At 67.9% G+C, this 19,413-nt stretch carries 18 protein-coding genes; 6 read left to right on the top strand and 12 right to left on the bottom strand.

Annotated elements, in window-relative coordinates; translation table 11 throughout:
* Nucleotides 1–38 precede the first annotated feature (38 nt).
* The 5 genes from J2X58_RS07785 to J2X58_RS07805 all read right to left on the bottom strand — a co-directional run bounded on the left by J2X58_RS07785 (nucleotide 39) and on the right by J2X58_RS07805 (nucleotide 5,122).
* Entirely contained in the window at nucleotides 39–971 is a 933-nt protein-coding gene (locus J2X58_RS07785) for a LysR family transcriptional regulator (protein WP_310047395.1), read from the bottom strand.
* A 154-nt stretch (nucleotides 972–1,125) separates the two neighbouring features.
* Nucleotides 1,126–2,031 carry an AraC family transcriptional regulator gene (locus J2X58_RS07790; RefSeq protein ID WP_310047397.1) on the bottom strand — a complete coding sequence of 302 codons (906 nt, stop codon included), beginning with the start codon at nucleotides 2,029–2,031 and terminating at the stop codon, nucleotides 1,126–1,128.
* Between the two features lie 150 nt (nucleotides 2,032–2,181).
* The gene (locus J2X58_RS07795; RefSeq protein WP_310047398.1) at nucleotides 2,182–3,084 is read right to left on the bottom strand and encodes a LysR family transcriptional regulator; all 903 of its coding nucleotides are present in this window, start codon (nucleotides 3,082–3,084) and stop codon (nucleotides 2,182–2,184) included.
* Nucleotides 3,085–3,135: 51 nt separating this feature from the next.
* The gene (locus J2X58_RS07800) at nucleotides 3,136–4,029 is read right to left on the bottom strand and encodes a GMC oxidoreductase (RefSeq protein ID WP_310047400.1); all 894 of its coding nucleotides are present in this window, start codon (nucleotides 4,027–4,029) and stop codon (nucleotides 3,136–3,138) included.
* 184 nt (nucleotides 4,030–4,213) lie between these two features.
* On the bottom strand, nucleotides 4,214–5,122 hold the full coding sequence (locus J2X58_RS07805) for a LysR family transcriptional regulator (RefSeq protein ID WP_310047402.1): 909 nt from the start codon (nucleotides 5,120–5,122) through the stop codon (nucleotides 4,214–4,216).
* Nucleotides 5,123–5,241: 119 nt separating this feature from the next.
* Here J2X58_RS07805 and J2X58_RS07810 point away from each other — a divergent pair, with 119 nt between their 5' ends.
* A complete protein-coding gene (locus J2X58_RS07810; RefSeq protein ID WP_310047403.1) occupies nucleotides 5,242–5,592 on the top strand; it encodes a hypothetical protein in 351 nt (116 codons plus the stop codon).
* Nucleotides 5,593–5,773: 181 nt separating this feature from the next.
* Here J2X58_RS07810 and J2X58_RS07815 read toward each other — a convergent pair whose 3' ends face one another.
* Nucleotides 5,774–6,964 carry an MFS transporter gene (locus J2X58_RS07815; RefSeq protein ID WP_310047405.1) on the bottom strand — a complete coding sequence of 397 codons (1,191 nt, stop codon included), beginning with the start codon at nucleotides 6,962–6,964 and terminating at the stop codon, nucleotides 5,774–5,776.
* Between the two features lie 72 nt (nucleotides 6,965–7,036).
* Nucleotides 7,037–8,416, bottom strand: a complete 1,380-nt coding sequence (locus J2X58_RS07820) for an NAD-dependent succinate-semialdehyde dehydrogenase (protein ID WP_090052705.1) — start codon at nucleotides 8,414–8,416, stop codon at nucleotides 7,037–7,039.
* A 123-nt stretch (nucleotides 8,417–8,539) separates the two neighbouring features.
* On the opposite strand from J2X58_RS07820, the gene J2X58_RS07825 reads away from it, so the two are divergent.
* Nucleotides 8,540–9,424, top strand: coding sequence for a LysR substrate-binding domain-containing protein (locus tag J2X58_RS07825; protein ID WP_090052703.1), 885 nt, complete (start codon nucleotides 8,540–8,542; stop codon nucleotides 9,422–9,424).
* Here the strand turns inward: J2X58_RS07825 and J2X58_RS07830 are convergent.
* Nucleotides 9,396–10,274: a LysR family transcriptional regulator gene (locus J2X58_RS07830; protein ID WP_090052701.1), complete on the bottom strand. Its 879-nt coding sequence runs from the start codon at nucleotides 10,272–10,274 to the stop codon at nucleotides 9,396–9,398. The genes J2X58_RS07825 and J2X58_RS07830 overlap by 29 nt on opposite strands.
* Before the next feature lie 113 nt (nucleotides 10,275–10,387).
* Here J2X58_RS07830 and J2X58_RS07835 point away from each other — a divergent pair, with 113 nt between their 5' ends.
* Together J2X58_RS07835 and J2X58_RS07840 are read left to right on the top strand one after the other, a co-directional pair.
* Nucleotides 10,388–11,461: an alkene reductase gene (locus J2X58_RS07835; RefSeq protein WP_310047409.1), complete on the top strand. Its 1,074-nt coding sequence runs from the start codon at nucleotides 10,388–10,390 to the stop codon at nucleotides 11,459–11,461.
* An 11-nt stretch (nucleotides 11,462–11,472) separates the two neighbouring features.
* A complete protein-coding gene (locus J2X58_RS07840) occupies nucleotides 11,473–12,195 on the top strand; it encodes a pirin family protein (RefSeq protein ID WP_310047411.1) in 723 nt (240 codons plus the stop codon).
* A 7-nt stretch (nucleotides 12,196–12,202) separates the two neighbouring features.
* On the opposite strand, the gene J2X58_RS07845 is transcribed toward J2X58_RS07840, so the two are convergent.
* Nucleotides 12,203–12,586, bottom strand: a complete 384-nt coding sequence (locus J2X58_RS07845) for a DUF202 domain-containing protein (protein WP_310047413.1) — start codon at nucleotides 12,584–12,586, stop codon at nucleotides 12,203–12,205.
* Nucleotides 12,587–12,817: 231 nt separating this feature from the next.
* Between J2X58_RS07845 and J2X58_RS07850 the strand changes: the two genes are divergently transcribed.
* On the top strand, nucleotides 12,818–15,499 hold the full coding sequence (locus tag J2X58_RS07850) for an excinuclease ABC subunit UvrA (protein WP_310047415.1): 2,682 nt from the start codon (nucleotides 12,818–12,820) through the stop codon (nucleotides 15,497–15,499).
* Nucleotides 15,500–15,856: 357 nt separating this feature from the next.
* Here the strand turns inward: J2X58_RS07850 and J2X58_RS07855 are convergent, their stop codons facing one another.
* The 3 genes from J2X58_RS07855 to J2X58_RS07865 all read right to left on the bottom strand — a co-directional run bounded on the left by J2X58_RS07855 (nucleotide 15,857) and on the right by J2X58_RS07865 (nucleotide 18,680).
* Complete coding sequence (locus J2X58_RS07855) at nucleotides 15,857–16,867, bottom strand: NAD-dependent epimerase (protein ID WP_310047417.1); 1,011 nt, start codon at nucleotides 16,865–16,867, stop codon at nucleotides 15,857–15,859.
* A 14-nt stretch (nucleotides 16,868–16,881) separates the two neighbouring features.
* Nucleotides 16,882–18,159: a Vi polysaccharide biosynthesis UDP-N-acetylglucosamine C-6 dehydrogenase TviB gene (gene tviB / locus J2X58_RS07860; RefSeq protein ID WP_310047419.1), complete on the bottom strand. Its 1,278-nt coding sequence runs from the start codon at nucleotides 18,157–18,159 to the stop codon at nucleotides 16,882–16,884.
* Between the two features lie 104 nt (nucleotides 18,160–18,263).
* Nucleotides 18,264–18,680 carry a hypothetical protein gene (locus tag J2X58_RS07865; protein WP_310047421.1) on the bottom strand — a complete coding sequence of 139 codons (417 nt, stop codon included), beginning with the start codon at nucleotides 18,678–18,680 and terminating at the stop codon, nucleotides 18,264–18,266.
* Between the two features lie 168 nt (nucleotides 18,681–18,848).
* Between J2X58_RS07865 and J2X58_RS07870 the strand changes: the two genes are divergently transcribed.
* Nucleotides 18,849–19,391 carry a hypothetical protein gene (locus J2X58_RS07870; protein ID WP_310047422.1) on the top strand — a complete coding sequence of 181 codons (543 nt, stop codon included), beginning with the start codon at nucleotides 18,849–18,851 and terminating at the stop codon, nucleotides 19,389–19,391.
* Nucleotides 19,392–19,413 lie beyond the last annotated feature (22 nt).

Below are 19,413 nucleotides of genomic sequence, written 5' to 3' on the forward strand. Positions count from 1 at the left end.
AACCACGCGGTGCGCAATTGATTCTTTCGCTGCGCGGTTCAATCGCCAGGCGCCATGCGGGCGTCCGCCTGCCAGTGCAGCAGCCTGTCGTCGCGCAGCGACTGGCTCGCGAGATCGACGAAGGCGCGTACCTTTCGGGCCGCGTGCCGGCCCTCGTGATGCAGCACGTGCACGGGGAGAGGCACCGATTCGTGGTCCCGCAGCACTTCCACCAGGCGCCCCGACGCCAGGTGATCGTCCACCATGTAGGAGACGACACGCGTCAGGCCGAAGCCGGCGAGCGCGGCGCCGATCGCGGCCTCGTTGCTGGATACCGTCATGCGCGGGCGCACGCGGACGACCGTCGCCTGATCGCCCACGACGAACCGCCAGTCGACGGACGGCGTGATGCCGTTCGCCATGACGATCGTGTGATCCACGAGGTCCGCCGGACTGGAAGGCGCTCCGTGACGGGCGACGTAGCAAGGCGAGGCGCAGACGACGCGTCGCACGCGCCCCACACATCGGGCCTGGTAGGCGGAGTCCTGGAGGGGGCCGATCCGCACGGCCACGTCCACGCCTTCGTCGATCATGTTGACGACGCGATCGACGAAACGGCATTCCACCTCGGCTTCCGGATAACGGCGCAGATACTCGGTGACGATGGGCGTGACGCGCATCGGACCGAATACGCTCGACGCTGTCACCACCAGACGTCCGCGCACTTCACCGTGCGATCCGGCGGCGGCCTCCTCGGATTCGGCGACGTCGGCGAGGATCCGCCGGCAGTCGTTGGCGTAACGCGCACCCGTCTCGGTGACGCGCACGACGCGCGTCGTGCGCGTCAGCAGACGCACACCCATCGCGTTCTCGAGTTCGCTCACGGCGCGTGTCGCCATGGGTGCCGACAGTTCCAGTTTCCTCGCTGCGGATGCGAAGCCCCCCTCCTCCACCACCGCAAGGAAGATCGCCATCGCCTGTAGTCGGTCCATTCGCCCTCGCGCCCGTGAACGTCATCAAACGGCAAGGCGACATTCTTGCCGCGGTGCCGAGCCGTGGCTTGCACGTTAAACCCATGTGGAAATCAACTTTTCAGCCGCTTTCGTGCGTGCCGGAAGCATTCGCTCCCGCGACGGAGTTCACGCATCACAGATGACGATTTTCGCCATCGGCATGGTCGCACGTGGCTTCGCGTCGCCACACCAGCGGCGTCGTGCGCACACGCCGCGAGAACGCTCGCGTGAAATGCGTCTGGTCGGAGAATCCGCACGCATAAGCGACTTCGCACAGAGGCAACGTCGTGTCCGCGAGCAGTGTCTTCGCTCTTTCAATTCGTTGGTCGAGCAACCACTGGTACGTGCTCAAGCCGGTCGAGACCTTGAAGAGTCGGCTGAAATAGCTTGGAGAGAGACCGCAAGCGCTGGCGATCTCCGGCAACGAGACCCGCTCCGAGAGACGGGAAAGCATCAGATCGGTCGCCCGTCGCACCTGCCACGCAGCGAGCCCTTCCTGGCGACGCTGCGCGTTCGCGGGGTCGGCCCCTCGGGTGCCGACGAGGTGGGCGACGAGCGCACGGACGAGGTGCTCGATCGAGTCGCCGTGCGCATCGATGTCCTTCGCGAGCGAGACGAGCGCGCCGGCCATCTGTACCAGGGGTCGGTCCACGCACGGCAGGCCGGGCGCATCCGCCCAGGCGAGTCCCTTGAGTGCCTTCCCGGTGACATCGACGCAATGCATGACCAGCACTCGACCCGGGGATCCCGTGCCTTCCACCAGCCATGGCCGGTTTCCCGGGCGGAGGCGAACCACCCCGGCGTCGACGTCGTCGTCGCGATCGACGGCACGCACGCGGAATTCCGTCGCTTCGTCCAGGGAGACGAACAGGACCTGGGCGTCCGCGCCCAGCGCGGCCACATGACGAATGACACCCGGCCCCACGCTGAGAACACCGCCGTGGCAGAGCGTTTTGCCAGACGCGTCCACGGTCCAGTCTTCGGGCGGGAAAGTTGCCCCTGAAACGATTGTCGCGTCGATTTCTTCGACGTGTGCCATGCGCTGTCCCGTGATTCACGCCGACTCCGGCGCGAACACGATGGCTGCGCGGGACCGCGTATCGAACGTCCCGATGGTAAGCGCGCTAGGGAGAGGCTATCTATCCGTCGTTTTGAAACGCACCGTTTCAGAATCGTGAAGCATGGCCCATCACGGACGCGACCGCGTTTCGGTCGAGGACGGGTCGGCCACGTCGTGGGTGCTGAACTCCTCGACCAGCATGTCGAGAAAGGCGACGACCTTGGGCGACCCGCGACGCTGTTCGGGGTAGAGCGCCCATACCTCGATAGGACGACCGACCCGCTCGCCCCACCGCACGAGGCGGCCTTCGCGGATGTCGTCGCGAACGAGCGACGCGGGAAGGATGGCCGCGCCGAGGCCTTCGCGAACGGCGTCCCAGATCATCGGCAGCGACGACAGGCACAGCACCTCGCGCGGATGCGTGACGAGGACGCCCTCCTCCGTGTCGATGTGCCACGTGCGCTGCGCACGCGCGGCGCTGAGGAAGATGGCGGGGAACCCCTCGCCATCCTTCGGCACGGGAATCGAAGGTGCTGCGACGATGACGGCGCGGTCGCGGCGGAGACACCGCCCCGCCAGTTCGGTGTTCGGCTCCGGGTTCGCGCGGATGACGAGGTCGAATCCATCCTTGAACGCGTCCACGAAGCGATCGTCGACGACGATCTCCAGCTGGACGTCCGGATAGCTGCGGGCGAATCGCGCCGCCATCTTGCCGATGCCGCGATGCGCGAACAGCATGGGCGCGCTCACGCGCAGGCTACCCCTGGGATGTTCGGCCGTCGAGGCGAACTCCGTCGCGATGTCGTCGATGCGATCCAGCATCGCGCGTGTCTCCTCGTGGAAGCGCACACCTTCGTCGGTCAGGCGGAACGGCTTCGCGCCGCGGTCGACGAGGGCGACCTTGAGGAATTCTTCAAGCTCGCGAACGCGGCGCGACAACGACGCTTTCGGCCGCCCCGTCTTGCGGCTTGCCTCGCTGAAGCCGCCATGCAGGGCGACCACGTTGAAATCGGAAAGCGACTGGAGGTCCATGCGATGCCGGCTCGGGAGATGCGGGCAGTGTCATCCAGGCGATCACGACACTCAAGCGCCCAGCGGGTCGAATACCCGAAGCCCTTCCACACCGTGGACGGATCCGGACGCGTCCGCGATGTCCTCCAACTCCATCGGGATACGCGGCGACGGCGACGCGGCGGACGCGAGCTGTTCGAGGATCATCGCTTCGAGATGCTCGTCCGATGTCGCGACACCGGGAACCCGCTCTTCCCCCAGCATCGTCGAAAGCTCGCCCTGCCGCGCGAGGGCCCGGGCGAGACGCACGCCCCCGAGCATGCGCTTCCTGTCCCCCGCCGTCGCCAGCAGGTTGTAAGTCACACGCGGCGCGACGCGCGGATCGCGTGAGCGAAGCCGCAGGTAACCGACCGACTCCGGGCGGCTCATCGACACGACCAGCGCGATCGAGCGAAGCGCCGGATCGTCCTGCGCGTTCCCGATATTCAGCGGAAGGAGGGAAAGATCGATGTCCGTGCCGGGCACCGGACAGGCGTAGACCGCGTGGGCCTCGACGTTCCCCTCGTCCTTCCCCCGATGCGGCAACCCGTACACGATGTGGTAACGCGGTTTGACGAGGAGGCGCTCGCCGACGGGGAGGTTGCGGACGACGGGAATGCCGAACTCTTCGAGGCGCGCCGCCGGTCCGATGCCCGATCGAAGCAGGATGGCGGGGCCGAGCATCAGTTCCGCCGAGAGCACGACGTTCGCCGATCGGTGCAGGCGCCCGTCGGCGTCGACGACGCCGGCCACGCGATGGCCATCGAAGACGACGCGATCGGCGGCGACGCGTGTGCGCGCGGCAAGCAGCGAAGGCGGCCCGGCCCCGTCGGCGATCGGCGAAGCCACGTCTCCCGGAGCGCGCCATTCCATGTGTAGCACACGCAGTCCGCGTCCAAGGCCGGCGTGGCGCGCCAGCGTGTCCATGGAGCACGTCCGGCCGACGAGGATGACGTCATATCCCATGCACACCGAGCGAACCCCTGGACGGCCGAACACGTCGGACCCTTGTCACCGGATACTAGGCCGGCCGTCGCGGATAGGCTTGCATTCCGACGCAGTTCTTGACGAAAGCGCCACATCGATCGTCACGTAGCGCCGTGATCGACATTCATACGACCCGGCGGTCGAACGACGAGGCTTCTTCCGAGAGTCGAGCGCGCAGCCGTGGCGTGACGAACTCGAGGAAGGCCGCCAGCCGCCGCGGCATGCGCTGCAGCCCCTGATACACGACGTGGACCGGCCAGGCGGGCAACTCGTAGCGTTCAAGGACGATCTCCAGGCCGCCGCGGCGGACCGCGTCGCCAACCTGGTATGAAAGGAGACGGGTGATGCCGAGCCCGGCTTCGGCGGCGTCGAGCGCGGCTTCCGCGGCGCTGACGACCAGACGGGAACGGACCGGCACGCTGCGCGTCGTGCCGCCTTCCATGAACCGCCATGCCTCGGGCGTCGCCAGGTTGTCGAAGGTGACGCAATCGTGGACCGCGAGGTCGTCGGGTACGCGTGGCATGCCACGGCGAGCGAGGTATAGCGGGCTTGCGCAGGTGACGCGGCGCACGCTGCCCACTTCGCTGGCGATGAGCGTGCTGTCCGGAAGGTGGCCGATGCGTATCGCGAGGTCGAGCTGCTTGTCGACGAGCGGGATGACCTTGTCGGACAGCTGAAGGCGCACGTCGACCTCCGGATGCATCGGGAGGAACTCGGCGATCAGCGGGCCGATGTGCGTGCGTCCCATCACGACGGGCGCGGTCATGTAGATCGCCCCCTTGGCCTCGCTGTAGGCACCGGCCGCGGCCTGCTCGGCCTGCCTCAGCAGATCGAGGATGCCGCGGATCGAAGCGACGTAAGCCTCGCCGGCCTCGGTAAGCATCGTACGCCGCGACGACCGGACCAGAAGACGCGCGCCGAGTTGTGCCTCGAGTTCGCTCAGATGACGGCTCACCGTCGCGATCGGGATGTCGAGGTCGCGCGACGCGGCGGAAAGGCTTCCCGTCTCCACCACCTTGAGCAGCAGCTGCATCGATTCGAACCGATCGATGCCGCGGCTCCTGGAAGGCTGGTTTCTGATTGTCATACGGCACGGCCCGGAAAAGTGTGATGAAATGCCGTTGCAGGGACCCCTGCCGTCAGGACCAAACGATGTCTACCGAGCCGTTCGTCATCGATGCGCTTCGCGCGATCAGTCACGACACCATCGCTCTGGTCCGGCTGTTCGAAGCAGGAAATTACGAAGATGCCGCGCATTGCGCACGGCGCATCGTGACCCTTGCGCACGATGCCCGATTGATGCGCGTGTGGTCCGCGGCGATCGTCGTGCAGACGACGCTCGCCCGGGATGGTCACGCGATGCCGCATCCGGTGGACGCGGGCGTGGTGGGCCTCGTCGAGGAAGTCGAACGCGCATCGGCCGCGCTCGACAGCGATTCGCCTGGCGACGACGGTCCCTCGCCCCTCCATCGGGAGAGCGACCTCCACATCACGTCCTCCTAGGCTTGTGCGCCCTCGCCGGGTGCGTCGATCGACCATGGTTCTCCCCGCAGCGCGGCGCGGCGCAACGCTTTCGCGCCACCGGGCGAACACCCGACGGCTGGACACCGAAGTCTACGGAACCCTGCCGTCCGCTTTATCGGACGAAGCATCGATAATTGTTCATTCCCGGCGACGGTACCGATCAGTCCGCCGCCGACCGGTCGCCCGCGTTGCGCCAGGCGACGACGAGCGCGATGGCGCTGAGCAGGCAGAGCAGCACGCACACGGCCGTCCAGCCATCGAGGCGCCAGGCCTGGATGCCAAGCGTGGTTCCCAGCGCGCCGCCCGTGAAGAACGTCGCGATGTATACCGTGTTGATCCGGCTGTTGGCCAACGGATCCAGCGCGTAGACCTGCGCGAGGCTGCTGACCTGCGTCGCCTGCACGCCGACGTCGATGACGACCGTCGCGAGCGCGAGGAGCCAGACGGATGACGCCCCGGCCGCCGCGAGCAGCGTGCCGACGAGCAGGACGCCGAGCGTGACGAGCTGCATGCGCGACGGCTTCAGCCGGTCGGAGAGCTTTCCGGCCAGCGGCGAAACGGCCGCGCCGAGCACGGCCGCGATGCCGAAGAGGCCGATCTGCCGCGTATCGAAGCCGAACGCGCCGCGCAGTTCGAACGTCAGCGTCGTCCAGTAGGCGCAGAAGACGCCGAAGGTCAGCGCACCGAGCAGCGACACCCGGCGCAGCGTCGCGAACCGCCCCCACTGGGCGGCCGTCGACGCGAGCAGCCTGAGGTACGGCGGCCCATGGCGGACGCCCTCGGACGGCACCATCGCGGCGGTCAGGCACGCGACGCCCGCGGCGGCGGACGCCGAGAGTTCGAAGATCGCGCGCCATCCCCACGATGCCGCCACCAGTCCGGCGACGATCCGCGCGGACAGGATGCCCGTGAGCGTGCCCGTGAAGACCTGGCTGACCACGTGCCCCCGCCGTTCCGGCGGAGCGAGCGTCGCCGCGAGCGGCACGATCACCTGCACGGCGGTGGCGCAGACGCCCGTGAGGAACGCGGCGACGTAGACGGCGAGAAGGGTCGGCGCGACGCCGAGCGCGAGCAAGGCGACGCAGAGCATCGCTTCCAGCGCGATGACCAGCCGCTTGCGATCGATCAGGTCGCCGAGCGGCGCGACGAACACGAGGCCGATCGCGAACCCGGCCTGCGAAAGGATGGGCACGACGCCCGCCTGCGCGCCGGTCACGTGAAGTGACGCCGCCATGTCGCCGAGGATCGGCTGGCTGTAGTAGAGGTTCGCGACGGTCGTGCCGGTGGCGACCGCCATGCTCGCGACCTGCGCACGCGTGAGCGTGCCGGCGATCGACGGGATCGTGGACATGGGAATCCTGAAGACGAAAGCGCCGTCGCGCGGTGACCCGGACGACGGCGCGGGAGGGGGGAACGGGCGACGTTACTTGTCGAGGCCCGCCATCAGCGTGTACTTGACGCTCACGTATTCCTGGATGCCGTAATAGCTGCCTTCGCGTCCGTAGCCCGACTGCTTCACGCCACCGAACGGCACCGATTCCGTGCCGACCGAACCGCTGTTGAGGATCACCATGCCGGCCTTGATGTCGCGCGACATCCGGAACGCGCGGCCGAGGTTCGGCGTGAAGGCATAGGCGACGAGGCCGTACTCGCTGTCGTTGGCGCGCCTGACCACTTCCTCTTCGGTCGTGAACCGGTAAAGCGGCAGCACGGGTCCGAAGATTTCCGTGGTGCGCACCTGCGCATCGTCCGGAACGTTGGTCAGGATGGTCGGCTTGTAGAACAGCGAATCCGGCCTGGCCAGCTCACCGCCCGACAGCACCGTCGCACCGTGCTTCACCGCGTCGGCGACCAGCGCATCCACCTTGTTGACCGCCGACTGGTTGATCAGCGGACCGACCACGAAGTCTTCCTGCAGGCCCTGCTCCACGCGGATCCGCTCGATGGCCACCTTGAGCTTCGCGGCGAACGTGTCGTAGATCGCGTCCTGCACGTACACGCGGTTCGGCGAGATGCATACCTGGCCCGAGTTGCGCAGCTTCGCGGCGACCAGTCCGGCGACCGCGTCGTCGACGTCGACATCGTCGAAGACGATGAACGGCGCGTTGCCACCCAGCTCCATGGTCATCTTCTTCAGCGTGTCGGCGCTGTTGCGCGCGAGCAGCTTGCCCACGTTGGTCGAGCCGGTGAACGAGATCTTCTGGATGCGCGGGTCGCTGGTGAACGCCTCGCCGATCGTCTTCGGATCGCCCGTCACCATTTCGAACACGCCCTCCGGAATCCCGGCCTCGCGGGCGTATTCCAGCAGCTTGTACGCGGTGAGCGGCGTTTCTTCCGACGGCTTGATGATCATCGTGCAGCCGGCGGCCAGCGCCGTCGCGATCTTGCGGGTGACCATCATGAAGGGGAAGTTCCAGGGCGTGATCGCCGCGGTGGGGCCCACGGGCTCCTTCGTGACGATGACCTGGGCGTTATGCGCGTGGGTCGGGATGGTGTCGCCGTAGACGCGCTTGGCCTCCTCCGCGTACCACTCGATGAAGCCCAGGCCGTAGGCGATCTCGCCAAGGGCCTCGCTGAGGCACTTGCCGTTCTCCTTCACCATCAGCTCGGCGAACGCGCGGCGATCGGCGCTGACCAGTTCGAACCAGCGGCGCAGCTTCGCGCCGCGCTCCTTGGCCAGCAGGCGCGACCACGCCGGGAAGGCGTCGCAGGTGCGGTCCACGGCGGCCAGCACCTCGGCCGTGGTCATTTCGGGGGCTTCGCCGACGACGCTGCCGTCGGCCGGGTTGTAGACCTTGATCATGTGAAGACTCCTCGACAGGGGGATATCGACCGCGGATTCGCGGCATGGGAGAGAGTCTCCACCTCGACAGCGGGGAGGACTATCGACTATTTTTGGTCAATCGTTGAGTTTATGGAAAGTGTCATGCGCCCGCTTCCGCCCCTCACCGCGCTGGTCGCGTTCGAAGCCGTCGCCCGGACGGGCGCGGTCGGTGCCGCGGCCGACGAGCTGTTCGTCACACCCGGCGCCATCAGCCGGCAGCTCAAGGTGCTCGACGAGTTCTTCGAGACCAACCTGTTCGAACGGCAAGGCCGCGGTCTCGCGCTGTCCCCGAGCGGCGCGGCGTATTTCCAGCGCGTGGCCGGTCACATCGAAGGCCTGCGCAACGCGACGGCGGCCATGCTCCGCGACGGCACCCGCACCATCCTCCGCCTGCACTCGTACACCACGTTCGCGACGCGCTGGCTCATTCCTCGTCTGAGCGAATTCCAGGTGACGCATCCGCAGATCGAGATCCGCCTGACGACGTCGTCCGAGTGGACTCCCGGCAACGACGTCGACGCCTCCATCCGGCTCGGCGACGGACACTGGCCCGGCCACGAAGCGACGCCCCTCGTGAGCAACGTGCTCGTGGCGGTCTGCTCGCCGTCGCTCGTGCAGCGCAGCCGCCCGGTCGACGCGAACTGGCTCGCCGAGCAGACGCTGCTGCGCGTCACGGCGCGACCGGACGACTGGGATACCTGGTGCGCGGCCGCCGGCGTCGATCCATCGCACATGGCACGTCGGCGCGACTTCGAGAGTTCGGCCATCGCGTACGAGGCGGCCCAGGCGGGGCTCGGCGTGGTGGTCGCGCAGGAGATCCTCGTCGACGCGGAACTCGCCTCCGGCAAGCTGATCGCTCCGTTCGACGTGCGCGTGGACAAGGGCGACGAGACTTACTACCTCGTCGTCGAACAATCGCGCCGGCAGCGCCCGGCGCTCGTGCAGCTGCGCCAGGCGCTCAGCGAGCCGCCAGCCGTTCCTTCATGAAATCGATGAAACGCTGCGTCTTCGCCGGAACCAGGCGCGTCTCGGTCATCGCGTACACGGAAATGGGGCTGCCGTTCCACCCCGGCAGGATGCGACGCAACTTGCCCTGGGCCACTTCGTCGGCGACGACCTGCTCCGTCATGAGCACGATGCCCTGGTCGAGCGACGCGAGCCGTTTCATCATGCCGATGCTGTTCGCGTAGAAGCGTCCTCCGATCGGAAGATCCACCACGCGTCCTTCGCCGTGCAATTGCCACTGACCGTTGCGGGCGATGCAGAAGCACTCGTGGTGCAGCAGTTCCTCGGGCGTCGACGGTTCGCCGGAGCGCTCGAGATACCGGGGCGATGCGAAGAGATACGGCGTGAGCGTGGCGAGCTTGCGCGCGACGAGGCTGGAGTCGGCGGACTCGCCCATCCGGATCGCCAGGTCGTAGGGCTCGCTCACGAGGTCGACCCGCCGGGGCGTGAGGTCGAAGTCGAACGTGAGTCCCGGATAGATGCCCGCGAACTCCGCGATCAGCGGCGCGAGGAACGTCAGTGCGAAATCCACCGAAAGCGATACACGAAGGACGCCCGTGGGCTGCGCCAGCATGTCGCCGAGCTGTTCGTGCGCGAGGCGCGCCTCGTCGACGATGCGCTTGCTGCGCTCGTAGTACAGCTGCCCCGCTTCGGTGAGTTCGATGCGCCGGGTGGTCCGGTGGAGGAGGCGCAGGCCGATGGACTTTTCCAGGTCGGTGATACGGCGCGAGAGCGTGGAGTTGGGTATGCCCGTCGCCTCGGCGGCCTTGCGGAAGCCCTTCGCTTTGACGACTTCGACGAACAGCGCCATTTCCCGTAGGTAATCGTCCACGACCGTTCCACCAATGGATCAATTTGATCCAGATTACCATCTTTATCCCGCCCGCGAGGCAGCCCAATCTTTGCGTCAAGAGCGGCGGGGTGGTCCCGCCCGAGGATGCTGCGATGAACACCCTGTTTGAAACGGTCCGCCTGGGTCGCCTGACGCTTTCCAACCGCTTCGTCATGGCTCCCATGACCCGCTCGCGCGCGCAGACCAACGGCAGCCCGGGCACCAGCTCGGCCACCTACTACGGCCAGCGCGCCAGCGTCGGCCTGATCATCACCGAAGGCACGCAGCCGTCCGAGGCCGGCCAGGGCTACCTGACCACGCCGGGCATCCATGACGAGGTGCAGGTGGAAGGCTGGAAGGAGACCATCGACGCGGTGCACGCGAAGGGCGGCCACATCTTCATGCAGCTGATGCACGCCGGGCGCATGTCGCATCCGGACAACACGCCCCACGGCACGCAGGGCGTCGCCCCGTCGGCGATCGCACCGGGCGCGCAGATGTTCACGCGCAGCGGCATGCAGGACATCCCGGCACCCCGCGCGCTGACCACGGCGGAGATCGCGCAGACGGTCCAGGATTTCCGTCACGCCGCGCGGCTCGCCATCGAGGCGGGCGCGGACGGCGTCGAGATCCACGGCGCCAACGCGTATCTCGTGCAGCAGTTCTTCGCTCCCAGCGCGAACCAGCGCACCGACGCGTACGGCGGCTCGATCGAGAATCGTGCGCGCTTCGCGCTCGAAGTCGCCCGCGCCATCGTCGACGAGATCGGCGCGGACCGCACCGCGATCCGCCTGTCGCCGGGGCTCACGCACTACGGCATCGACGAAGGTCCGGAGGGCAAGGACCTCTATCGCTACCTCGTCGCCGAACTCGACACCCTCGGCCTCGCCTACGTGCACCTGCTGCATCTCGGCGACGACGCGTTCCTGCGCGAGGTACGCGGGATGTGGAACAGCCGCCTCATCGTGAACCGCCCGGGCCGGCCGCGCGATGCCATCGGGTCCGATGTCGCCGCGGGCCTGGCAGACCTGGAATCGTACGGCCAGATGGTGCTCGCCAACCCGGACTTCGTCGAACGCATCCGCACCGGCGCGCCACTGAACGAAGCTCGTCGCGAGTTCTATTACGGCGGCGGCGACGAGGGCTACATCGACTACGCGCCCCTGTCCGCCGACGAAATCGCCTGACGGTGACCGCGATGAACCTCCTGAAGCTGCACCGCATGAACTTCGGTTCGCACTTCCGGGCCACCACGCTACGTGGTGCGCCCGGCGAGCTGGGCCCCTTCCTCGGCGTCGACCACGCCTGGATGAGCGCGCCTACGTTCCCGCCGCACATGCACCAGCACATGTCCGCCGTGTCGTACGTGTTCCTCGATTCCGAGTCCGGCGTGCAGAACCGGGACAGCCTCGGCACCGAGAACCTCATCCGGCCCGGCGGCCTGCACTGGACCACCGCCGGCCGCGGCATCACGCATGACGAGGTACCGGCCGTCGAAGGCAAGACCGTGCACTCGCTGCAGATCTTCGTGGACCTCGCGCCGGCGGATCGGAACATGCCCGCGGCCGCGCTGTCGCTCGAACCCGAGGACGTGCCGACCGTGCTCAAGCCCGGCGTGCGCGTCCGGGTGCCGCTCGGCGGCTACGAGAACGTGCGTTCGCCACTCGCGCCGCCGACGGACGTGACCATGCTCGACGTCTGCCTGAAGCCCGGCGCGGAATGGACGATGCCGGTCGCCGCGGGCCGGGCCCTCTTCGTTTTGCCGATCTACGGCACGATCACGGTGGACGGCGTGGCGATGGACGCCAACGGCATGACCGCGCCACGCTGGCGGCCCTCCGAGGCCTCACGCACCGTCACCGTGCGCGCCGGCGACGCGCGTGCGCTGGCTGTGTTCTTCTCGGGCCCGCCGGTGCACTGATCGCCGTTCAGGCGATCGCGATCAGCTGCTGCGCCACGTAGCCGACGAGGAAGATCGCCACGATCACTACGAGCGTGGCGAGAATCCCCTCCGGCGCGGCGCCCGAGTACTCGTGCAGCTCCTCTTCCGCGATCAGCTGACGGTTGCGGCGGTAGCGACGCGTCGCGAGCAGCGTCATCAGCGCGCCGACGAGGATCAGGCCAAGACCGACCAGTTCGGAAAGGCGGACGTGCAGCGCCGGCAACGCGTGCGCACGCTCCGCCGCGGCGAACGCCAGGAACAGGTCGAACCGTTCGACCAGGAAGCCGAAGGCCATCACGGCGATCGCCGTGCGCACCCAGGCGAGATAGGTACGCTCGTTGGCCGAGTGGTCGGTGAATCGTGGGATCAAGGCAGGCCTCCGCGGGACGATGGCGTCGAGCCTGCGCGCACCGATGTCGTCGCGCAATAGCCTGTTCTTTCGACCGACGAGCGCTGGTTGGAGCGGACCTGGCCGCGACAGCTTTTCGCCGTGAGCAGCAGGCCCTGCGGCTCACGGCTCCAACGGCGTCGCGGCCGGGTCCGCTCCCACTGAGGATCGCTCGACACGGCCCATGCACCCCCCGCGCGGGATAATGGCGGCATGAAGAAGCGAAACGACGGGATGGACGCCATGGCGAACCAGGGTTTCGTCCAGGTTCGCGGTGCGCGGGAGCACAACCTCAAGGACATCGACGTCGCGATGCCGCGCGACGCCCTCGTCGTGTTTTCCGGCGTCTCCGGCTCGGGTAAATCGTCGCTGGCGTTCGGCACGCTGTACGCCGAGGCGCAGCGCCGCTACTTCGAATCGGTGGCGCCATATGCCCGACGGCTGATCGACCAGGTCGGCGTCCCCGACGTGGACGACATCGAGGGGCTTCCGCCCGCGGTCGCGTTGCAACAGCAGCGCGGGACGCCGGGCACGCGCTCGTCGGTCGGCAGCGTCACCACGCTGTCGAGCCTCGTACGGATGCTCTACTCGCGCGCCGGCAGCTACCCGCCGGGGCAGCCGATGCTGTACGCCGAGGATTTCTCGCCCAACACCCCGCAGGGCGCCTGTCCGCACTGTCATGGCCTCGGCAAGGTCTACGAGGTGACGGAGAAGACCATGGTGCCGGATCCGTCCCTGACGATCCGCGAGCGCGCCATCGCCTCCTGGCCGCCCGCATGGCACGGGCAGAACCTGCGCGACATCCTGGTCACGCTCGGCTACGACGTCGATGTCCCATGGCGCGACCTGCCGAAGAAACAACGCGACTGGATCCTGTTCACCGAGGAACAGCCCGTGGTGCCCGTGTATGCGGGCTTCACGCCGGCCGAGACGCGCGCGGCGCTCAAGCGCAGGACGGAGCCCAGCTACATGGGCACCTACACGGGCGCGCGGCGCTACGTGCTGCACACGTTCGCCACCACGCAGAGTCCGCTGATGAAGAAGCGGGTGTCGCGCTACATGGTCGGCAGCGTGTGTCCCGTCTGCGGTGGCAAGCGGCTCAAGCGCGAAGCGCTCTCGGTGACCTTCGCAGGCGTCGACATCGGCACCCTCGCCGCGATGTCGTTCGACGAGCTGGCCACGACGTTGCGCCCGGCGGCCGAGGGACGATTCGAGGACGCAGGCACCGCGACGACGCGCAGCCGCGCCGCGGGCAAGGCGGCGACGGCGAAGCGTGTGGCGGGCGGCGGTGCGTCGCACGACGGTTCCTCGGACGTGCGCCGAACCCCGAATCTCTCGGCGGAAAAACGCATCGCCGCGCAGCGCATCGCACAGGACCTCGTCGCACGCGTCGGCACCCTGCAGGCGCTGGGACTCGGCTACCTCTCGATGGACCGGAGCAGTCCCACCCTTTCGCCGGGAGAACTGCAGCGCCTGCGCCTCGCGACGCAGATTCGTTCCAACCTCTTCGGCGTGGTCTACGTGCTCGACGAACCGTCGGCGGGGCTGCATCCTGCCGATGGCGAAGCGCTGCTTGCCGCGCTGGAACAGCTCAAGCGTTCGGGCAACACGATCTTCGTGGTCGAGCACGACCTCGACGTGATGCGCCGTGCGGACTGGCTGATCGACGTCGGCCCCGACGCGGGCGAACGCGGCGGCGAGATCCTGTACAGCGGCCCGCCCGAGGGACTCGCGCAGGTTCGCGGATCGCATACCGCGCGCTACCTGTTCGGCGACCGCACCGTCGCACCGCGAACGCTCCGGACGCCGCGCGGCTGGCTCGAACTGCGCGGCATCACGCGCAACAATCTCTCGAACCTCGACGTCGCCTTCCCGCTGGGAACGTTCACGGCCGTCACCGGCATCTCGGGCTCGGGCAAATCGAGCCTCGTCAGCCAGGCGCTCGTCGAGCTGCTCGGCGAACATCTCGGCCATGAGCCTTCTCGTCCCGACGACGAGGACGAGGAACCGAGCGTTCTCACCCCTGGCGGCGGCCACATCCACGCCGGTGCCGAAGCGATCACGCGGCTCGTGCAGGTCGACCAGCGACCTATCGGGCGCACGCCCCGCTCCAACCTCGCGACCTACACCGGTCTCTTCGACCACGTACGCAAGCTGTTCGCAAGCACCAAAGCGGCGAAGGCGAAGCGTTACGACGCGGGGCGCTTCTCTTTCAACGTCGCCAAGGGGCGCTGTGAAACCTGTGAAGGCGAGGGCTTCGTCAGCGTCGAGCTGCTCTTCATGCCGAGCGTGTACGCGCCCTGCCCCACCTGTCACGGCGCGCGCTACAACGAACAGACGCTGAAGATCGTCTGGAACGGCAAGAACATCGCCGAGGTCCTGCGTCTGACCGTCGAGGAGGCCTGTGAATTCTTCGCCGACGAGGCGGCCGTGCTGAAGCCCCTCCTGCTCCTGCGCGACATCGGACTCGGCTACCTGCGCCTCGGACAGCCGGCGACGGAGCTATCCGGCGGCGAGGCGCAGCGCATCAAGCTGGCGACCGAACTTCAGCGCACGCAGCGCGGCAGCAACTTCTACGTGCTCGACGAGCCGACGACGGGCCTGCACCCTTCGGACGTCGACAAGCTGGTGACGCAACTGCAGGGACTGGTCGACGCCGGCAACACCGTCGTCGTCGTCGAACACGAGATGCGTGTGGTGGCGGGCAGCGACTGGGTCATCGATGTCGGACCCGGCGCGGGCGCGGCGGGCGGCCGGATCGTCGCGTCGGGTCCGCCGACCGAGGTGGCCGCGGCGGCGGATAGCCGCACGGCCCCGTACCTTGCGCGGGAGGTCTCCCGCGGTGGGAGCGGGCCTGGCCGCGATGCCGTTGGAGCCGGGCGCATCGGGACCTGAGCGCCCCGCGAAAAGCTGTCGCGGCCGGGTCCGCTCCCACACGATATCTGTTGGAGCGGACCTGGCCGCGACGCCGTTGAGGCCGTGAGCCGCGGGGCCTGATGCGCCCCGCGAAAAGCTGTCGCGGCCGGGTCCGCTCCCACACGGTACCTGTTGGAGCGGACCTGGCCGCGACGCCGTTGGGGCCGTGAGCCGCGGGGCCTGATGCGTCCGGCGAAAAGCTGTCGCGGCCGGGTCCGCTCCCACACGATATCTGTTGGAGCGGACCTGGCCGCGACGCCGTTGGGGCCGTGAGCCGCAGGGCCTGTCGCCCCTGGCGAGAACTGTCGCGGCCGGATCCTACCGAAGCATGCCGGGTCAGGCCTTGTAGTAATCGCGGTACCAGCGGACGAAGCGGTCGACGCCCTCTTCCACCGACACCTGCGGCGCGTAGTCGATCGCACGTTGCAGCTCGCTCACGTCGGCCGCCGTGTCGGGCACGTCGCCTGGTTGCAGCGGGAGCATCTCCAGGATCGCCTCGCGGCCGAGGCACTGCTCCAGCCGGCGGATGTAGTCGAGCAGCTCGACAGGCTGCTCGTTGCCGATGTTGTAGAGCCGGAACGGCGCCACGCCGCTGGACGACGGATCGGGCGAGGCGCCGTTCCAGTCGGTGTCAACGGTCGGCGGCCGATCGAGGCAGCGGATGACGCCTTCGACGATGTCGTCGACGTAGGTGAAGCTGCGCCGATGCCGGCCGTGGTTGAACACGCGCAGCGGCTCGCCGGCGAGGATCGCGCGGGTGAACAGGAACAGCGCCATGTCGGGGCGGCCCCAGGGGCCATATACCGTGAAGAAACGCAGGCCGGTGCTCGGGATGCCGTAGAGGTGCGCGTAGCTGTGCGCCATCTGCTCGTTGGCTTTCTTCGTCGCGGCGTACAGCGTCAGCGGATGCTCGGCCGAATCGTGCTCCGAGAACGGCATCGTGCGGTTGGCGCCATAGACCGAACTCGTCGACGCGAACACGAGGTGTTCGACGCCGAGGTCGCGGCAGCCTTCGAGCACGTGCAGGAAGCCGGTGACGTTGCTCGACACGTACACATGCGGGTTCTGCGCGGCGTAGCGCACGCCCGCTTGCGCCGCGAGGTGCACCACCCGTCGCGGCCGGTGCGTCGCGAACACCCGGGCGACGGCCTCGCGGTCGGCGAGGTCGGCATGCACGTGGGTGTAGCGCGGATGCTCGCGGAAGCGGTCGAGGCGCGCCTGCTTCAGCGTCACGTCGTAGTAGTCGTTGAGGTTGTCGAGGCCGATCACCTCGTCGCCCCGCTCGAGCAGCCGCATGGCCACGTGCGACCCGATGAAGCCCGCCGTGCCGGTGACCAGTACCTTCATCGATCCGCTCCGCTTCAGAGTCTGCCGTCCACCGCGTCGCGCGGCAGCACGTATTTGACGTCGTAGATGACCGCGCCCGGCTTGCCGAAGGCGCGGATGCCCTCGGCGCCCAGCGCGTGGAACTGCCGGTGCGCCACGGCCACGACGATGGCGTCGTACGCGCCGGCGTCCGGCGCCGCGACGGTGCGCAGGCCGTATTCGTGCTCGGCCTCCGCGGCATCCACCCAGGGATCGTGGACGTCGATCGTCGCGTTATAGGTTTTCAGCGACGCGATGATGTCGACGACACGCGTGTTGCGCAGGTCGGGGCAGTTTTCCTTGAAGGCCAGGCCCAGCACGAGCACGCGCGCGCCGACCGGGTTGAGCCCCTTGCAGACCATCAGGCGGATCAGCTCACCCGCGATGTACGGACCCATGCCGTCGTTGGTGCGACGACCGGCGAGGATGACGTCCGGATGGTGGCCGACCTCCTGCGCCTTGTGCGTGAGGTAATACGGATCGACGCCGATGCAATGGCCGCCGACGAGGCCCGGTCGGAACGGAAGGAAATTCCACTTCGTGCCCGCGGCTTCCAGCACTTCCAGCGTGTCGATACCGAGCTTGTTGAACAGGATCGCCAGGTCGTTGACCAGCGCGATGTTGAGGTCGCGCTGCGTGTTCTCGATGACCTTGGCGGCCTCGGCGACCTTGATGGCGCTCGCCTTGTACGTGCCCGCGTCGATGATGCTGGCGTAGAGGCCGTCGACGAACTCCGCGGTCGCCGGCGTTGATCCGGACGTGACCTTGCGGATCGTCGTAACGCGATGCTGCCGGTCGCCCGGATTGATGCGTTCGGGGCTGTAGCCGACGAAGAAATCCTCGTTGAACACGAGACCCGACTCGCGTTCGAGGATCGGGACGCAGACCTCTTCGGTGCACCCGGGATAGACCGTGGATTCGTAGACGACCACGTCACCACGCTTGAGCACTTTCCCCAGCGTCTCGCTGGCACGCGTGAGCGGCGTCAGGTCGGGGCGCTTCGCCCTGTCGATCGGGGTGGGCACGGTGACGATGTAGACCGTGCACTCGCGCAACGCATCCAGGTCGCTGGCGTAGGTCAGCCGGGCCGCGGCGTCGAGCGCGGCCTTGTCCACTTCCAGGGTGCGATCGGTGCCGGCACGCAGCTCCTCCACGCGGGAGGCGTCGATGTCGAACCCAAGGGTCGGATAGCGCTTGCCGAACTCGACGGCCAGCGGGAGCCCGACGTATCCGAGGCCGATCACCCCGACCCTTACCTTGTCCAGCTGCTGCATCGGGCATCCGTTGGCGAAAACGGCGCGACCGGGCTCGAACCCGGCATGGCCGTGGAGCCCGGAAGCCTAGCGGATCGTCCGTGCGGCGCGCCAGCGCCGCGCGGTCAGCCGCCTTCGGCGGCCGGCAGCTCGTTGACGTCGCGCACGCTGTAGACGTCGATCCCGTAGGGCGCCTTCGCGTCCCCGGTGGCCTTGAAGCGCCCGAAGACGGTGGCATCGGCCTTCACGCCCTTCTCGCCCACGGTCCGGCGGAACGCCGACACGTCGCGTTTCTTGCTGGCGTTGTCGTCCATGCTCAGGCTCAGCGAGGCGGCGCACTGGGTGTCCGAGAGCGTGGTGACCTTGCCCTCGGTGCTGGCGACGCCCCTGACCGTGACCGTGGTCCCGACGTAACGCTGGGCCGTGCCGACGACGCTGCAGATCGAGTCCGGCGGCGTGTCGTCGGACCGGGCCGCGGCGATGCCGCTGGCGAACAGCAGGATGGCGACGCCCGTCGCCCGTGCGAAAGTGACGGCTTTCATAGGTATTCCCCCTTGATACCGGCCCTGCGCGGACCGAGCCGAATGGATGGCTAAACCAAGGACACCGCGTTTTCGGCAACGGGTCAATAAGAAAAATGGGTAGGCGAAGGGCTCCGGGCGGGCGCGGTTGCCACATAATGGGCGTCCCCACCCGATCACTGGAACGCCATGGCCTCCTGGGAAGACGACGACTACGACGACCGTTTCGACCACGACGACGACGACGACGAGGATGCCGAGGACACCGTCGAGAAGCAGGTCTGGCAGTTGCTGCTGCTCATCAATCCGGGCGACGAGGACGGCGCGCTCCAGCAGTTCAACGCCTACCGCGAGACGGCGGAGGAAGAAGGCGACGACGACCCGATGCACATCGTGGCGCGGGTGACGGACTGGCGCTCGGGGTTCGAGGTCGACGAAGACGACACCCGCACGCTGGTGGAGGCCATCAACGAGCTGGTCAGCCGCTGGAACCTCACGATCGACTGGGACGGGGACCCGGACGACGACGAGTTCCACGAGGACCTCGATGGCGCCGAGGTGTTCGCGCGCGCGTTCGATCAGCTGAACCAGCACGGCTACACCCTCTGGTCCCGCGAGGCCGACGACGAGGTGCTGGCCGGCTGGATCACGTCGTCGCGCGACGACGAAGCGATGCGGATCGTCGCCACGCGGCTCGGCATCAACCTGCGGTTGGGCAGCCAGCTGGGCTGACCCGCCCTTCCGGGGCGGCGGG

It is taken from the genome of Luteibacter sp. 3190 (genome assembly GCF_031456385.1).
GTDB lineage: Bacteria > Pseudomonadota > Gammaproteobacteria > Xanthomonadales > Rhodanobacteraceae > Luteibacter.

Bases quoted from the DNA above. Each gene is read 5' to 3' on its own strand.
- J2X58_RS07865 (WP_310047421.1), bottom strand. From the start codon at position 18,680: ATGAAAGCCGTCACTTTCGCACGGGCGACGGGCGTCGCCATCCTGCTG.
- J2X58_RS07825 (WP_090052703.1), top strand. From the start codon at position 8,540: ATGCGCCCGCTTCCGCCCCTCACCGCGCTGGTCGCGTTCGAAGCCGTC.
- J2X58_RS07800 (WP_310047400.1), bottom strand. From the start codon at position 4,029: ATGGACACGCTGGCGCGCCACGCCGGCCTTGGACGCGGACTGCGTGTG.
- J2X58_RS07805 (WP_310047402.1), bottom strand. From the start codon at position 5,122: ATGCAGCTGCTGCTCAAGGTGGTGGAGACGGGAAGCCTTTCCGCCGCG.
- J2X58_RS07810 (WP_310047403.1), top strand. From the start codon at position 5,242: ATGTCTACCGAGCCGTTCGTCATCGATGCGCTTCGCGCGATCAGTCAC.
- J2X58_RS07835 (WP_310047409.1), top strand. From the start codon at position 10,388: ATGAACACCCTGTTTGAAACGGTCCGCCTGGGTCGCCTGACGCTTTCC.
- J2X58_RS07840 (WP_310047411.1), top strand. From the start codon at position 11,473: ATGAACCTCCTGAAGCTGCACCGCATGAACTTCGGTTCGCACTTCCGG.
- J2X58_RS07855 (WP_310047417.1), bottom strand. From the start codon at position 16,867: ATGAAGGTACTGGTCACCGGCACGGCGGGCTTCATCGGGTCGCACGTG.
- J2X58_RS07870 (WP_310047422.1), top strand. From the start codon at position 18,849: ATGGCCTCCTGGGAAGACGACGACTACGACGACCGTTTCGACCACGAC.
- J2X58_RS07815 (WP_310047405.1), bottom strand. From the start codon at position 6,964: ATGTCCACGATCCCGTCGATCGCCGGCACGCTCACGCGTGCGCAGGTC.
- J2X58_RS07785 (WP_310047395.1), bottom strand. From the start codon at position 971: ATGGACCGACTACAGGCGATGGCGATCTTCCTTGCGGTGGTGGAGGAG.
- J2X58_RS07850 (WP_310047415.1), top strand. From the start codon at position 12,818: ATGAAGAAGCGAAACGACGGGATGGACGCCATGGCGAACCAGGGTTTC.
- tviB (WP_310047419.1), bottom strand. From the start codon at position 18,159: ATGCAGCAGCTGGACAAGGTAAGGGTCGGGGTGATCGGCCTCGGATAC.
- J2X58_RS07795 (WP_310047398.1), bottom strand. From the start codon at position 3,084: ATGGACCTCCAGTCGCTTTCCGATTTCAACGTGGTCGCCCTGCATGGC.
- J2X58_RS07790 (WP_310047397.1), bottom strand. From the start codon at position 2,031: ATGGCACACGTCGAAGAAATCGACGCGACAATCGTTTCAGGGGCAACT.
- J2X58_RS07820 (WP_090052705.1), bottom strand. From the start codon at position 8,416: ATGATCAAGGTCTACAACCCGGCCGACGGCAGCGTCGTCGGCGAAGCC.